Source organism: Actimicrobium antarcticum (assembly GCF_039536745.1).
GTDB lineage: Bacteria > Pseudomonadota > Gammaproteobacteria > Burkholderiales > Burkholderiaceae_D > Actimicrobium > Actimicrobium antarcticum.
The window spans coordinates 28,254-41,904 of record NZ_BAAAZE010000009.1; the positions used below are offsets into that span (position 1 = coordinate 28,254).

Sequence of the window (13,651 nt, forward strand, 5' to 3'; positions counted from 1 at the left end):
ACAGGTAGCCGTGTGCAAGGCACTGTAGCGTTTTTATTTGCTTCCGGAGACTTCCATGGCTTTCAATCGCCGCTCGAAAAACATTACCCAGGGCGTCTCGCGCAGCCCGAACCGTTCGATGTATTACGCCATGGGTTACGAGAAGGCCGACTTTGACAAACCGATGATTGGTATCGCGAATGGTCATTCGACCATCACGCCGTGCAATTCCGGTTTGCAGAAGCTGGCCGATATCGCGATCTCCACCATCAAGGAAGCTGGCGGCAATCCGCAAGTGTTCGGTACACCGACCATTTCAGATGGCATGTCGATGGGTACCGAAGGGATGAAGTATTCGCTGATTTCGCGCGAAGTCATTGCCGATTGTATCGAGACCGCCGTCAACGGCCAGTGGCTCGATGGCTGTGTCGTCATCGGTGGCTGCGACAAGAACATGCCGGGCGGGATGATCGCCATGGCGCGCACCAACGTGCCCAGCATCTATGTCTATGGCGGCACCATCAAGCCGGGCAACTGGAAGGGCAAGGACCTGACGATCGTTTCAGCTTTCGAAGCAGTCGGTGAATTTTCGGCCGGACGCATGTCGCAGGAAGATTTCGATGGCATCGAGCGCAATGCCTGCCCATCGTCCGGTTCCTGCGGCGGGATGTACACGGCCAACACGATGTCGTCCTCGTTCGAAGCACTCGGCATGTCGCTGATGTACTCCTCGACGATGGCCAATCCGGACGACGAAAAAACCGGCTCCTGCGCCGCCTCGGCCCGTGTACTGGTCGAGGCAGTCAAGATGGACCTGAAGCCGCGCGACATCATTACCCGCAAGTCCATCGAGAACGCGGTGTCACTGATCATGGCCACCGGTGGCTCGACCAACGCAGTGCTGCATTTCCTCGCAATCGCCCACGCTGCCGAAGTCGAATGGACACTGGACGATTTTGAAACCGTGCGCCGCAAGGTGCCGGTCATTTGTGACCTGAAACCATCCGGCAAGTATGTCGCCACCGACCTGCACAAGGCTGGCGGTATTCCGCAAGTCATGAAGCTGTTGTTGAATGCCGGCCTGTTGCATGGTGACTGCATGACCATCACTGGCCGCACCATTGCCGAAGAACTGGCCGATGTGCCGGACGTGCCGCGTGCCGACCAGCAGGTGATTCATACGATTGAAAACGCGCTGTACAAGCAGGGTCATCTGGCCATCCTGAAAGGCAATTTGTCGCCAGAAGGTTGCGTCGCCAAGATCACTGGCCTGAAAAACCCGGTTATTACCGGACCGGCGCGGGTGTTTGAAGACGAGTACACGGCAATGGACGCGATCCTGGCAGACCAAATCAAGCCGGGCGATGTGCTGGTGATGCGCTACCTCGGACCGAAGGGCGGACCAGGCATGCCGGAAATGCTGGCACCGACCTCGGCACTGATCGGCAAGGGCCTGGGCGAATCAGTCGGGCTGATTACCGATGGGCGTTTTTCGGGCGGTACCTGGGGCATGGTGGTCGGTCATGTCTCACCGGAAGCTTTCGACGGCGGCACCATTGCGGTGGTGCAGGAGGGCGATTCTGTCACCATCGATGCACGGCAACTACTGATTCAGCTGAATGTGGCCGATGAAGAAATCGCGCGTCGACTGGCTTTGTGGAAAGCGCCTGCGCCACGCTACACGCGTGGAGTGCTGGCAAAGTTTGCGAAGTTGGCGTCGTCGGCGAGCAAGGGTGCGGTGACCGATTGATAGGATGGTGTCGGCGAGGCGGGTCAGCGACGACCGGGAGGTTTTTTCTCGAAGGTTTTCTTGACCCGCTCTTCGCGGATGCGATCGTTATCGTCATGTGCCTTGCGCTTGTCCAGTCCGAGCATGCGTTCGATGAATTCGAACCAGATGAACGCAACTCCGAACAGCGCTGCGATCCACCACCAGGACAGATTAGCGACCGGGCCGATTTCGAAATACCGCAGTGACCCAAGGACAACGATGAGGATAATAATCGGCATGGCAACTCCTATTTCTTTTAGGATATTGTGAAAGGAAGTAACGGTCAATCAAAGCGGTCAACCGATGCCTTGGCTAACCGTTGTTTTGCCACAATCAGTCGCGCTAGCGTTCTTGAAAAACCTCGGTAGAATCGGTCGCATCATAGATAGGGAGATGGCCATGAAACGTTCATTTTTAGTAGCTCTCGCATTCACCGCCCTGGCGTCGAATGCGGCATACGCCAGCGCAGATCTGGCCAAGTCCAAGAATTGCATGGCTTGCCATGCAGTCGCCAACAAAGTCGTCGGCCCCGGTTTCAAGGATGTCGCTGCCAAATACGCAGGTCAGAAGGATGCCGAAGACAAGCTGACGCAAAAGGTATTGAAAGGTGGCAGCGGAGTCTGGGGCGCGGTACCTATGCCAGCCAATGCGCAGGTCAGCGAAGCCGAAGCACGCACGCTAGTGAAATGGATACTGTCATTGAAGTAATGCGTGGTTGGCATTTGTTCCAGTGACGGGATGCGGGTGAAAAAAAGCTGCGACGTCGCAAAGAAAAGGCGGTTTTTTCAGGCGACATCCAGTCCGAGCGATGCCAAACGGCGTGTTGTGCATTGTCACGGCGTTGCCAGCAGGCAGTTCCGTACACATCGGACAGCACCGCTGCTCCTGCCGGGTGTCCCCATCATCAGGATAATAAAAGGGACTGTTATCAACAGAATTTGCCACCTCGCAATTTCATCAAATTTCGCCGTCTGCAGTCAGTTGACAGGACCAACTGGAGCCGGTCTCGCCCGCATCCCGCACTCAATTGTCAATGCGTATATTGCGCGCTTTGCTGCGCGTGTGACCAACCGAGGTCAATGCAATCGGCGCCGGCGTGGTCCGACTGGCCAAGGATTTGACGTGCAAGCCTGTCGCAGCCCGAGAATGTACGGATGTGGCTGCCAGAGGGTTGCTGAGGGCACGCACGTCGTCGTTAAGCTTGAACACACTGACGACCTTGGCAAGGCCGGCGGCTTGATCCTGTAACGATTCAGCCGCGGCTGCTGCTTGTTCGACCAGAGCCGCATTCTGTTGCGTCACCGTATCCATTTCAGTGATCGCTGTGTTGATTTGCTGGATACCCGCTTCCTGCTCACGTCCGGCGGATGCAATTTCGCTCATGATGTCGGTCACACGTTTGACGCTGGCGACGATTTCATCCATCGTGGCACCTGCCTGATTGACCAGCCTGCTACCGGCATCGACTTTCTCCACCGAGTCACCGATTAACTGCTTGATTTCTTTGGCGGCACCTGCCGAGCGTTGCGCAAGACTACGCACTTCGGTGGCAACCACGGCAAAGCCGCGGCCCTGTTCCCCGGCGCGTGCCGCTTCCACTGCGGCGTTCAAGGCGAGGATATTGGTTTGAAACGCAATGCCGTCGATGACGCTGATGATGTCGACGATTTTCCTGGCCGATTCGTTGATCTCGCTCATCGTACCAATGACTTGCGCCACTACAGCGCCGCCCTTGACGGCGATCTCCGATGCAGATGCCGCCAATTGATTGGCCTGACGCGCATTCTCGCCATTTTGCTTGACCGTCGACGTCAATTCTTCCATTGACGAGGCGGTTTCTTCCAGCGCACTGGCCTGTTGTTCAGTGCGCGACGACAAATCCAGATTGCCGCTGGCGATTTCGCTCGAAGCAGTCACGATCACATTAGTTCCACTGCGTACCTGACCAACAATCCCGACCAGGCCGTCGCACATTCTTTTCATCGCGAATAACAGGCTGGCCTCGTCATGGGGCGCCACTTGCACCGCGACCGTCAAATCCCCGTCGGCGATCTTGCCGGCGATGGCGGCGGCATAGTCCGGCTCGCCCCCCAGCGACTTGAGCAATCCGCGCGTGATCGACACCGAGATGAAGATGCCGAGGATCAGAGTCACGGCGAAGAGAATCAGCAACGCGCTCTGTGAATTGGCAAAGGTCGATTCTGCCGCGGCGATGCCGGATTTCGTCAAGGCATTTTCATAGGCGATGAAGTCCTTGATCGCCTGGATGTACACCGTTTGCAGGCTGTTGGTTTGGGTGAACATCAATTCAACGGCGCGATCGTTCTGTTCCGCTTTCTTCATTTCCAGTACCTGATTGCGACTTGCACCGTATGCCTTGCGTTGTGCCACCACAGTGGCTAGCAGTGCCTTCTCCTGATCGCTTGACAGCATTTTCTCGAGCGTTTTCGTATTGTCGTTGACCAGTTTGACGGTATCGACAAGAACACTGCGCGCACGTGCGATCGACGCCTGATCGGCGCCCGGACGACCGTCGGAAGTAACGATGTAGGCAAACGCGCGGGCATAATCATAGGCGGCCTGGATGTTTTGATTCGCCAGTTCGGTTTTTGGCAGCACGCTGTTGGTGACAATCCGAAAGCTGCCCATGACCGAAGACAGCGTCAGGATGCCGGTGATTGCCAGCGCTGCTGCAAAACACAAGACAAGGCCGAAGGCGCCACCAAGCCGAATACCGATTCTGAGATTATTGAGCATCGCTGATTTCTTTCCGGTTGTATGGGCGTGCACAGGCGGTGCACTGGTGGCGGACCAATGAGACGAGTCCACTGCGGGAAGCGTATTCAAGTCTATCCAATGGCTCACGGAATTGCGATGCAGGAAAGACAAGGGACTATTGGTGGCGGGGCAAAAACGGCGCCCTCCGCAGCGTGTACAGCCACCGAAAGTCGAAGTTGGACATTATCCTTTGAGCGGCTTTCCCGAATGGAAAGCGGGAAAAATTGGCTAAATGTAATTTCGCACCTTGTTTGCAGAGCTACAGATGAGTACCAAAAGTTTTTTTAGCGGCGTGCGATTTTGGCCAATTTTGCATTCCTGCGATTTTATGGAAAATAACCAACTGGTCACTATTGCTGATGCGGGGCGGCTACCGCCGTGGATGGATTAGTCGCTGTATGCGTAGGGAGGAGAATTTGGCCCGCAATCGTTGAATGTGATGCGGCGGGACGGATTCCGCTGAGCCTGTCCGGGATACACAGGCCCGTATGTCGTCGTGGTTGAGTAGGTGCAAACCGGCAATGGTTGATACCTCTGTCTAGCGAGAAACAGTGCGGCAATTGGCAGCGTAGTATTTCTACGCGAGAAGGGCGATGAACCCATCGCAGTGGTGGCTTAACGATCTTGCTGGTTCGGTCATGCGCATCAGTAAATACGGCTAGAACGGCCTCTACCGCGCTTTTGTTCCGGTTTCTGCCGTCGTCCGGCCAGGCCCAAGGCAAGATATCCTCAAGTAAGAACGCACCCCTTCACTGCATCCCCGGGGACCTGTACCACCTCGGCCTGACTACAAAAGCTGTGCGGTCTCAGGCCGGCTCGCCCTGCTCCACGGCGCGATACCCCCGGTTCTTGAACTTGGGCTTACAGCCTCGCTCTGCGCTTTTGCTCAACGGTCGGTTACCCTTCGCAATCGTGTCAGACTTTGCTCGCTGTAATCAGATTGCTGCGGGACTTGATCCCGCAGCAGTGCATCCAGCTTAGCGGCCGATACCGAATGGTGCGTACTGCACCGGTACCCAGCCATAGCTGGCGCCGTCGATACGGACTTGTCCGATGCCAGGGAAGGGCAGGTGCGTACCGGCAATGAAGTATTGTTTTTTGGCCGCTTCGTCGAACATTTTTTTACGTGCCGGGATCGCCTTGCTGCTGTCGTTATCGAAGCCGATGGCGATGCGGGGACGCGAGAACTGCATGGCATAGCTATGGATCAGGTCGCCCAGCACGATCATGGTCTGGTCTTTCGATGTCACCTGAAAGCTGGTATGGCCAGGTGTGTGACCCGGCGTGGCGATGGAGACGATACCCGGAACGATGGCGTCACCACCAGTGAATGGTTTGAACTTTCCAGCGGCAATGTAGGGTTGCACCGATTCACGCGCCATCTTGAAAAACCCTTGCGAGTCCTTGGGCGCTTTGGCGGCGGTGTCTTCATTCAGCCAGAAATCCGATTCCGCTTGTGCGGTACGCAAGGTCGCGTTCGGAAATGCCAGCGAGCCGTCTGCAGCGATCAGGCCGCAGGCGTGATCAGGATGCAGATGGGTAATCACGACGGTGTCGATTTGCGCAGCCTCGTAGCCCGATGCTTTCAGGTTGGCAGCCAGAGCACCGAGCGTCGGACCGAAGCACTTTGCCGAACCGGTGTCGACCAGAACCAGATTGGTGCCGGTGTTGATCAGGTAGGCATTCACGGCAGTCTGGATACCTTTTTTGTTCACAAAGGCATTGGCCAGCAGCTTCTGGACTTCTTTTGGCGTGGCGTTTTTGAACAGCGATTGATCGAGTTCGATGTAGCCGTCATACAGCGCCGTGACTTCGATATCGCCCAGCGCCATCCGATAGAATCCCGGCACCTGCGTCTTGACTTGTGGAGTTGCTGCTGCCTGAACCAATACAGGCGCCATCATTGTGCAGGCGGTTGCACTGGCGAGGGCCAGCGACAGCAGACTGCGTTTTGCAAAATGAAAAGGTGTTGATCGCATGAAAAGTGTCCGTGTGGTTGATTAGGGATGAACCGGGAAAATGTCTTGATGTTTTTTCCGCCATAGAGGATAGGCGATTTGCAAGATTTTTGCCGGCGCTGGCTATCATTCGCCAGACCCACGCGTTCAGTTCGACCGAAGAAACGGGCAAAAAAAAAGCGCCCCCTACCTTGCGGTCGGGGCGCTTCATGGAGCTTGTTCTAATTACTTGGTCACAGCCAGCAGGACACGCTTGCCACCCTTGTAGGTATACAGGGTCAGTGTGCCGTCCTTGATATCGCCTTTGGCATCAAAAGCGATATTGCCGGTCACACCCTTGTGCTGGATTTTTGCCAGGACTGGAGCGTACTTTGCAGGGTCAGCCGAGCCGGCCTGAACCATCGCATCAACCATCGTCATGACGGAGTCATACACGTACGGTGCATAAATCTGCACATCGATGCCAAACTTCTTCTTGTAGGCTGCCTTGAAATCGTCCATGCCTTTTTTCTGGGCATCTTCGACACCGCCGGCTTCAGCGCAAACGACCTGGTTGTCTGCCATGGCATCGCCAGCCAGAGTTGCCAGCGCTTCGGAGCAAATACCATCACCGCCCATGAACTTGGCATTAATGCCAAGCTGTTTCATCTGGCGCAGCATCGGGCCGGCAACGGCATCCATGCCGCCGAAGAACACGACATCAGGATTTTTCGATTTGATCGACGTCAGGATGGCATTGAAGTCGGTTGCCTTGTCGTTGGTGTACTGGGTTGCGACGACTTCGACGCCTGACCCCTTGCTCTTGACACCCTTGATGAACTCTTCTGCAACGCCCTGGCCGTAGGCGGTACGGTCATCGATGACCGCAACTTTCTTGGCTTTCAATACCTGGGCTGCGTAGCGGCCCAGTGTGCCACCGAGCTGGCCGTCATTGGCAACTACGCGAAAGGCCGTTTTGAAGCCTTGCTGCGTGTACTTTGGATTGGTTGCCGATGGGGAGATTTGCGGGATGCCGGCTTCGTAGTAGATCTTCGAGGCTGGAATCGTGGTGCCGGAATTCAGGTGACCGATAACGCCGTTGACTTTGGCATCGACCAGTTTCTGTGCGACTGCGGTACCCTGTTTAGGATCGGCTGCATCGTCTTCTGGAAGCAATTCAAACTTGACCTTCTTGCCGCCGATCATCACGCCTTTGGCGTTCAGTTCGTCGATTGCCATCTTTGCGCCATTTTCGTTGTCTTTACCCAGATGCGCGATCGCACCTGAAATTGGACCAACGTGACCGATCTTGATGACTTGTTCCTGTGCTGAGGCAGTCCCTGCCAGAGCAAAGGCAATCGCGCCAGCGAGTGGAATCATTTTTGTCTTGAACTGCATATTTACGCTCCTGAGGATTGAAAAAAAACAAGCTTGCTGCAACACTGCCAATTCAGTTTTTCCTGCATTCTGAACAACAAGGACGTTACAACACAAAAACCCGATCGCATAGCGTTTTTGTGCGGTTTTCTTTTCCATTCGCTCAATTTTATATGCCTAAATTTTACGCGCTCGATAAAGTCGATCGCAAGCTGCTGAACCTGCTGCAAAAGGACAATCAGACGCCGACACGGACCTTGGCAGACAAGGCTCATATTTCACAACCAACCTGCTTGCGTCGTCTGCGCGATTTGCGCGCCGCAGGAATCATTGGTGCCGATGTGTCGCTGGTTGATCCGTTCGCACTAGGCTACGGCATGCTGGCTTTTCTCGAAATTTCACTAACCAATCAGTCTGACGAATGCATGCAGGCATTCGAAGTCCGGATGGACAAGGAAACCGAGGTCATGCAGTGTTATTTCGTGTCGGGAGATTTCGATTATTTCCTGGCTGTCCATGTGATCGATATGGACGCCTACTATCAATTTGTGCGCAGAGTTATTTCAGGCTCCGGCAACGTGCGGCACTTTCAGTCCCGTTTTCCGATGAAGCGCTCCAAGTTCGCGACCCAAATTGTCTTCGATGAAAAGCTGGCGGAAATCCAGGTGCGCACAAGCAAGTGAAAGCGGTTGCGGCACCCGCTGCTCACACTGTTAGTGTTGCGCGAACCTGTCAGGCAAAGGCCGGTTCGGCAGTGCCACGGTTACCGGCATAGCGCAACACCGACAAGTCGTCAGCGGCAATCGCCGGCTGGCGACCCGAGATCAGGTCCGCCAGCAAGCTGGCCGACCCGCACGACATGGTCCAGCCGAGTGTGCCGTGGCCGGTATTGAGAAACAGGTTGGGAATGGGTGTGGCACCGACTACTGGCGTGCCGTCCGGCGTCATTGGCCGCAGGCCGGTCCAGAAGCTGCCTTGTGCAATATCACCACCGTGCGGGAACAGATCGTTGACCACCATTTCCAGCGTGGCGCGTCGCTTCGGATTGAGCGAAGTATCGAAGCCGGCGATTTCGGCCATGCCGCCGATACGGATGCGGTCATTGAATCGCGTGATGGCGATCTTGTAGGTTTCATCGAGGATGGTCGACGCGGGTGCCATCGCGGCATTGACGATCGGGATCGTGATCGAATATCCCTTGAGCGGATAGACCGGTACGTCGACCAGGCCCTTGAGCAGCGCGCGCGAGTAACTGCCCAGCGCGACCACATACGCATCGGCGGTCACGGTGCGGCTGCCGCAGCGTACGCCGGCAATCCCGTTCTGGTCCATCAGCAGGGAATCGATCGGCGTGTTGTAGGCGAATTTCACACCGATCTCTTCGGCCATCGCGGCCAGACGCGTGGTGAATAACTGGCAATCGCCGGTTTCATCGTTGGGCAGGCGCAAGCCGCCGACCAGCTTCTGGCGTACTGCCGCGAGTGCCGGTTCGGCACTGGTCAGTTCATCGCGCGAGAGCAGTTGATACGGCACGCCGGCACTTTTCAGGACGTTGATATCTTTGGCGGCATCGTCGAATTGTTGTTGCGTGCGGAACAGTTGCAGCGTGCCTTGCTGGCGTCCTTCGTAGTCGATGCCGGTGGCGCTGCGCAGGTCGCGCAGGCAATCGCGGCTGTATTCGGACAGGCGCACCATCCGTTCCTTGTTGACCGCGTAGCGCGAGGCGCTGCAGTTGCGCAGCATTTGCCACATCCACTGCAACTGGAACAGCGTGCCATCGGGCCGGATCGACAATGGCGCATGTTCCTGCACCATCCATTTCATGGCTTTCAGCGGAATCCCGGGTGCGGCCCACGGAGCGGCATAGCCGGGTGAAATCTGACCGGCATTGCCGAAGCTGGTTTCCTGCGCCGGCGCCGGTTGCCGGTCGAGCACGGTGACGTCGTGGCCCGCGCGGGCCAGATACCAGGCGCTGGTGATGCCGACGACGCCACTGCCAAGAATAACTACCCGCATGTCAGACTCCGATAAAATGCCAACTGAAAGAATGTCCAGATAAGCAGCTATCGTAGTGGCTTATCACCAGTATTAGTTTTCGTATAAAACTCTTTTTTTAGTCATTCATCCTGCGAGACTGTCATGCGCGTACAAAAAGAATCGGCCCGGACGCTCGACAAGATCGACCGGCACATCCTGCGTCTGTTACAACGCGACGGCCGCATGGTCATGAAGGATCTGGCCGAGCAGGTTGGTCTGTCGATTACGCCGTGTATCGAGCGTGTCAAGCGCATGGAACGCGATGGCGTCATTGCAGGCTATTACGCCCGCGTCAGTCCGGCTGCAATCGGCATGAACCTGCTGGTCTTCGTCGAGATCACGCTGAACCAGAAATCCGCCAAAGCCTTCGAACAGTTTCGCCACGAAGTCCTGCGTATTCCTGCCGTCATGGAATGTCATCTGGTGTCGGGCGATTTCGATTACCTGATCAAGGCGCGGATACGCGAGATGGCCGAGTACCGCAAATTGCTCGGCGATATGCTGCTGCAACTGCCCGGCGCGGCGCAGTCGAAAAGTTATGTCGTGATGGAAGAAATCAAGGAAACGCTGGAGCTGCCGGTGGAGGGTTCCTGATGCGATGGGTTTGCCTGGTCATCTGCAGCACGACAGTCGAACGGATATGCTGTAAGCCGCCTCGCTCTAAAAGAGCGCCCTGAATTGCACACCACGGAGAATCACGCAAAGTGACCTTGCCTACACCAACCTTGTGGGACATCAGCCCGCTGTTGTCCGCCGATACGCCGGTCTGGCCCGGCGACACGGCATTGAGTACCAGCCCCACCTGGCAGATCGATGCCGGCTGCCCGGTGCATGTCAGCCGCGTCACGATGTCGACCCACACGGGTGCGCATTGCGATGCGCCCTCGCACTACGACATGGCCGGCGCGAGCATCGATCAGGTAGCGCTGGAGGCCTATATCGGGCCATGCCGCGTGATTGACTGCGTAGGTGTCACGCTGGTACAGCCCGACGATATTCGCGATTTTCTGGTGGCGTTGCCGGCCAGAGTGTTGCTGCGTACCTATCGCACAGCGCCGCAAGCGCACTGGGACCCGGACTTTGCCGCCGTCGCTCCGGCGACGATAGCGCTGCTTGCCCGGCACGGCGTGCGCCTGATCGGTATCGATACGCCATCGCTGGATCCGCAGGAATCCAAAACCCTCGATGCGCATCACGCCGTACGTCGCCACGGCATGGCCATACTCGAAGGCATCGTGCTTGATGCGGTCGACGCTGGCGACTATGAATTGATCGCCTTGCCGCTGCGCCTGGCCGGCATGGACGCGAGTCCGGTAAGAGCCATATTGCGGCGGCTTCCGCCCCCCATTGATGCAACTGAATGCACAGGAGCCATCCTATGAGCTTGCCCCCGATTACGCACTGCACGACACGTCAGGATTGTCTCGAGCATGATCGCGCCGATCCGCTGGCGGGACTGCGCGATCAGTTCGACCTGCCGGCTGGCGTGATCTATCTCGACGGCAATTCGCTCGGTGCCCGGCCCAGGGCTGCGCTGCAACGGGCGCAGCAAGTCATTGCGCAGGAGTGGGGTACCGACCTGATTCGCAGCTGGAACAAGGCCGGCTGGTTCGACCTGCCGCTGCGGCTGGGCAATCAGCTGGCGCGATTGATCGGTGCTGGCGTGGATGAAGTCGTGATTACCGACTCGATCTCGATCAATCTGTTCAAGCTGCTGGCTGGCGCGCTGGAGATGCAGGCGGCCTTGCCGGACGGGGCACAACGAAAAGTCATCGTCAGCGAGCGCGACAATTTCCCGACCGATCTGTACATGGCGCAGGGCCTCACCGAATGGCTGGATCGCGGTTATCGCATTCGCCTGGTCGATTCGCCGCAGGAGCTGGCCACGGCCATCGATGCCGAGACCGCGGTGGTGATGCTGACCCACGTGAACTACCGTACCGGCCATCAATACGACCTGCCTGCAGTCACGGCGCTGGTGCATGCGCAAGCCGCGCTGGTGATCTGGGACCTAGCCCATTCGGCTGGTGCCGTGCCGGTCGACCTGCAAGCTGCGCAGGCGGATTTTGCGGTCGGTTGCACGTACAAATATCTCAATGGCGGACCCGGTTCGCCCGCCTTCGCGTGGATGGCACCGCGCCATCACGCGGCTTTCCGCCAGCCGTTATCGGGATGGTGGAGTCACCAGGCACCGTTCGCCATGCAACCCGGCTACACCGCTGCTGAAGGCATACGTCGCATGTTGTGCGGCACCCAGCCGATCGTTTCGCTAGCCCTGATCGAATGCGGACTCGCTACGTTTGCGACCACCAGCATGGCGGCCTTGCGCACCAAGTCGCTGGCGCTGACCGATCTGTTCATTGCGCTGGTCGAACGTCGCTGTGCCGGTCACGGACTGGCGCTGATCACGCCGCGCGCGCATCACGAACGCGGCAGCCATGTCAGCTTCGTGCATCCGCATGGATATGGCGTGATGCGTGCGCTGATTGCGCGTGGCGTGATTGGCGACTACCGTGAGCCGGGTGTGATCCGGTTCGGTTTCACGCCGCTGTATATCGGCTATGCCGATGTCTGGGACGCGGTCGAGGTGCTGCGTCAGATTCTCGATGATCAGGAATACGACGTGGCCGCGCAGCAGGATGCGGTCACCTGAACCAACAGTCATGCAGCGCACCTTGCGGCGCCTTGAACAATGAAAGAAACTGGCGGTACGAGACGCCGTAATGCAGGGATGTCATTCGAATGGCAGTTTCGACCTGCAAATCGCTCAATTTGTTTTACTTCACATCAACCCACCGCATCGCTGTCGGTCGAGGGGGGGTGTGGCCGAACGGCTGATATCTTTCACGGCAACCTACGAGCTGAAAGTCGCAACATGCGGTTAGCTTTCTTTGCGGTTTGCGGTAGCTAGAACGGGTTGCGCTCCGTTGATGCAAGCCGGGTGCGGCCCGGCAGCCGGTCACTTCTTTTTGCTTCGCTGTTTTGTAGGTTGGGCTGCGAAGCCCAACATGCGTCAAGCTGCCTTCTAGGTCGCCACGGCGTGCGGTCTGCGGTAGCTAAAACGGGTTGTGCTCCGTGGAGCCAAGCCGGGTGCGGCCCGGCAGCCGGTCACTTCTTTTTGCTTCGCCAAAATGAAGTAACCAAGAAAAAGGCGACCGCAAGACCGCTGCCCTTCGGGTTCCCAAAAACCGGGTACGGCAAGAGGGAAGCCCGCAAACTCGCTGCGCTCAGACAGTGCGGGCTTCTTATCCTCTTGCCGTACCCGGTTTTTGGCAGCGGCCTTTTAAGCGGAATTCAAGGTCAAAACCAAACCCAGCCTTGGAACCAGCGAGATGGTCGTGCTCGCTTTGCGCGAGAAAACTTCCTCGTCGTGATCGACATCGAGTTCAAAACCAACGTCAAAACCAACGTCAAAACCAACGTCAAAACCAACGTCAAAACCAAAACCTACAAGGCTTTTACAAGCCATCTTTCTCGCGCAAAGCGAGCCTGGCCATCAATCAATCATCAAGGCTGGGCTTGGTTTTGACGTTGAATTCCGCATAAAAGGCCGCTGCCAAATACCGTGTCCGGGCAGGGGACAAGAGGGCCGCACTGTCTGAGCGTAGCGAGTTTGCGGCCCTCCCCCTGACCGGGCACGGTATTTGGGAACCCGCAGGGCAGCGGTCTAGCGGTCGCCTTTTTCTTGGTTACTGCTTTTTGGCGAAGCAAAAAGAAGTGACCGGCTGCCGGGCCGTACCCGGCTTGGCTCCACGGAGCGCAACCCGTTTTA

General features: G+C 57.1%; 12 protein-coding genes. 6 read left to right on the forward strand and 6 right to left on the reverse strand.

The window, feature by feature from the left end; all coding sequences use genetic code 11:
• Positions 1 to 55: 55 nt before the first annotated feature.
• Entirely contained in the window at positions 56 to 1,729 is a 1,674-nt protein-coding gene (ilvD, locus tag ABD720_RS12760) for a dihydroxy-acid dehydratase (protein ID WP_344763713.1), read from the forward strand.
• Between the two features lie 23 nt (positions 1,730 to 1,752).
• On the opposite strand, the gene ABD720_RS12765 is transcribed toward ilvD, so the two are convergent.
• The gene (locus ABD720_RS12765) at positions 1,753 to 1,989 is read right to left on the reverse strand and encodes a TIGR04438 family Trp-rich protein (protein ID WP_344763714.1); all 237 of its coding nucleotides are present in this window, start codon (positions 1,987 to 1,989) and stop codon (positions 1,753 to 1,755) included.
• A gap of 160 nt (positions 1,990 to 2,149) precedes the next feature.
• Here ABD720_RS12765 and ABD720_RS12770 point away from each other — a divergent pair, with 160 nt between their 5' ends.
• Positions 2,150 to 2,458: a c-type cytochrome gene (locus ABD720_RS12770; RefSeq protein ID WP_344763715.1), complete on the forward strand. Its 309-nt coding sequence runs from the start codon at positions 2,150 to 2,152 to the stop codon at positions 2,456 to 2,458.
• A 315-nt stretch (positions 2,459 to 2,773) separates the two neighbouring features.
• Here the strand turns inward: ABD720_RS12770 and ABD720_RS12775 are convergent, their stop codons facing one another.
• The 3 genes from ABD720_RS12775 to ABD720_RS12785 all read right to left on the reverse strand — a co-directional run bounded on the left by ABD720_RS12775 (position 2,774) and on the right by ABD720_RS12785 (position 7,863).
• Complete coding sequence (locus ABD720_RS12775) at positions 2,774 to 4,507, reverse strand: methyl-accepting chemotaxis protein (RefSeq protein WP_344763716.1); 1,734 nt, start codon at positions 4,505 to 4,507, stop codon at positions 2,774 to 2,776.
• Positions 4,508 to 5,505: 998 nt separating this feature from the next.
• Complete coding sequence (locus ABD720_RS12780) at positions 5,506 to 6,507, reverse strand: MBL fold metallo-hydrolase (RefSeq protein WP_344763717.1); 1,002 nt, start codon at positions 6,505 to 6,507, stop codon at positions 5,506 to 5,508.
• Between the two features lie 204 nt (positions 6,508 to 6,711).
• Positions 6,712 to 7,863, reverse strand: a complete 1,152-nt coding sequence (locus ABD720_RS12785; RefSeq protein WP_344763718.1) for a branched-chain amino acid ABC transporter substrate-binding protein — start codon at positions 7,861 to 7,863, stop codon at positions 6,712 to 6,714.
• 152 nt (positions 7,864 to 8,015) lie between these two features.
• Between ABD720_RS12785 and ABD720_RS12790 the strand changes: the two genes are divergently transcribed.
• Positions 8,016 to 8,525, forward strand: a complete 510-nt coding sequence (locus ABD720_RS12790) for an Lrp/AsnC family transcriptional regulator (RefSeq protein WP_344763762.1) — start codon at positions 8,016 to 8,018, stop codon at positions 8,523 to 8,525.
• Between the two features lie 49 nt (positions 8,526 to 8,574).
• Here ABD720_RS12790 and ABD720_RS12795 read toward each other — a convergent pair whose 3' ends face one another.
• Positions 8,575 to 9,858, reverse strand: coding sequence for a D-amino acid dehydrogenase (locus ABD720_RS12795; RefSeq protein WP_344763719.1), 1,284 nt, complete (start codon positions 9,856 to 9,858; stop codon positions 8,575 to 8,577).
• A 123-nt stretch (positions 9,859 to 9,981) separates the two neighbouring features.
• Here ABD720_RS12795 and ABD720_RS12800 point away from each other — a divergent pair, with 123 nt between their 5' ends.
• The 3 genes from ABD720_RS12800 to kynU all read left to right on the forward strand — a co-directional run bounded on the left by ABD720_RS12800 (position 9,982) and on the right by kynU (position 12,532).
• Positions 9,982 to 10,473, forward strand: coding sequence for an Lrp/AsnC ligand binding domain-containing protein (locus ABD720_RS12800; RefSeq protein WP_344763720.1), 492 nt, complete (start codon positions 9,982 to 9,984; stop codon positions 10,471 to 10,473).
• A 116-nt stretch (positions 10,474 to 10,589) separates the two neighbouring features.
• Positions 10,590 to 11,261 (forward strand): arylformamidase, encoded by a 672-nt coding sequence (kynB, locus tag ABD720_RS12805; protein WP_344763721.1) that lies wholly within the window; start codon positions 10,590 to 10,592, stop codon positions 11,259 to 11,261.
• The gene (gene kynU, locus ABD720_RS12810; RefSeq protein ID WP_344763722.1) at positions 11,258 to 12,532 is read left to right on the forward strand and encodes a kynureninase; all 1,275 of its coding nucleotides are present in this window, start codon (positions 11,258 to 11,260) and stop codon (positions 12,530 to 12,532) included. Before kynB ends, kynU begins: the two co-directional genes overlap by 4 nt.
• Before the next feature lie 630 nt (positions 12,533 to 13,162).
• On the opposite strand, the gene ABD720_RS12815 is transcribed toward kynU, so the two are convergent.
• Positions 13,163 to 13,348 (reverse strand): hypothetical protein, encoded by a 186-nt coding sequence (locus ABD720_RS12815; RefSeq protein ID WP_344762248.1) that lies wholly within the window; start codon positions 13,346 to 13,348, stop codon positions 13,163 to 13,165.
• Between the last annotated feature and the right edge of the window lie 303 nt (positions 13,349 to 13,651).

Excerpts from the sequence above, each read along its gene's own strand:
- ilvD (WP_344763713.1), top strand. The coding sequence starts at position 56 with ATGGCTTTCAATCGCCGCTCGAAAAACATTACCCAGGGCGTCTCGCGC.
- ABD720_RS12765 (WP_344763714.1), bottom strand. The coding sequence starts at position 1,989 with ATGCCGATTATTATCCTCATCGTTGTCCTTGGGTCACTGCGGTATTTC.
- ABD720_RS12770 (WP_344763715.1), top strand. The coding sequence starts at position 2,150 with ATGAAACGTTCATTTTTAGTAGCTCTCGCATTCACCGCCCTGGCGTCG.
- ABD720_RS12775 (WP_344763716.1), bottom strand. The coding sequence starts at position 4,507 with ATGCTCAATAATCTCAGAATCGGTATTCGGCTTGGTGGCGCCTTCGGC.
- ABD720_RS12780 (WP_344763717.1), bottom strand. The coding sequence starts at position 6,507 with ATGCGATCAACACCTTTTCATTTTGCAAAACGCAGTCTGCTGTCGCTG.
- ABD720_RS12785 (WP_344763718.1), bottom strand. The coding sequence starts at position 7,863 with ATGCAGTTCAAGACAAAAATGATTCCACTCGCTGGCGCGATTGCCTTT.
- ABD720_RS12790 (WP_344763762.1), top strand. The coding sequence starts at position 8,016 with ATGCCTAAATTTTACGCGCTCGATAAAGTCGATCGCAAGCTGCTGAAC.
- ABD720_RS12795 (WP_344763719.1), bottom strand. The coding sequence starts at position 9,858 with ATGCGGGTAGTTATTCTTGGCAGTGGCGTCGTCGGCATCACCAGCGCC.
- ABD720_RS12800 (WP_344763720.1), top strand. The coding sequence starts at position 9,982 with ATGCGCGTACAAAAAGAATCGGCCCGGACGCTCGACAAGATCGACCGG.
- kynU (WP_344763722.1), top strand. The coding sequence starts at position 11,258 with ATGAGCTTGCCCCCGATTACGCACTGCACGACACGTCAGGATTGTCTC.
- ABD720_RS12815 (WP_344762248.1), bottom strand. The coding sequence starts at position 13,348 with ATGGCTTGTAAAAGCCTTGTAGGTTTTGGTTTTGACGTTGGTTTTGAC.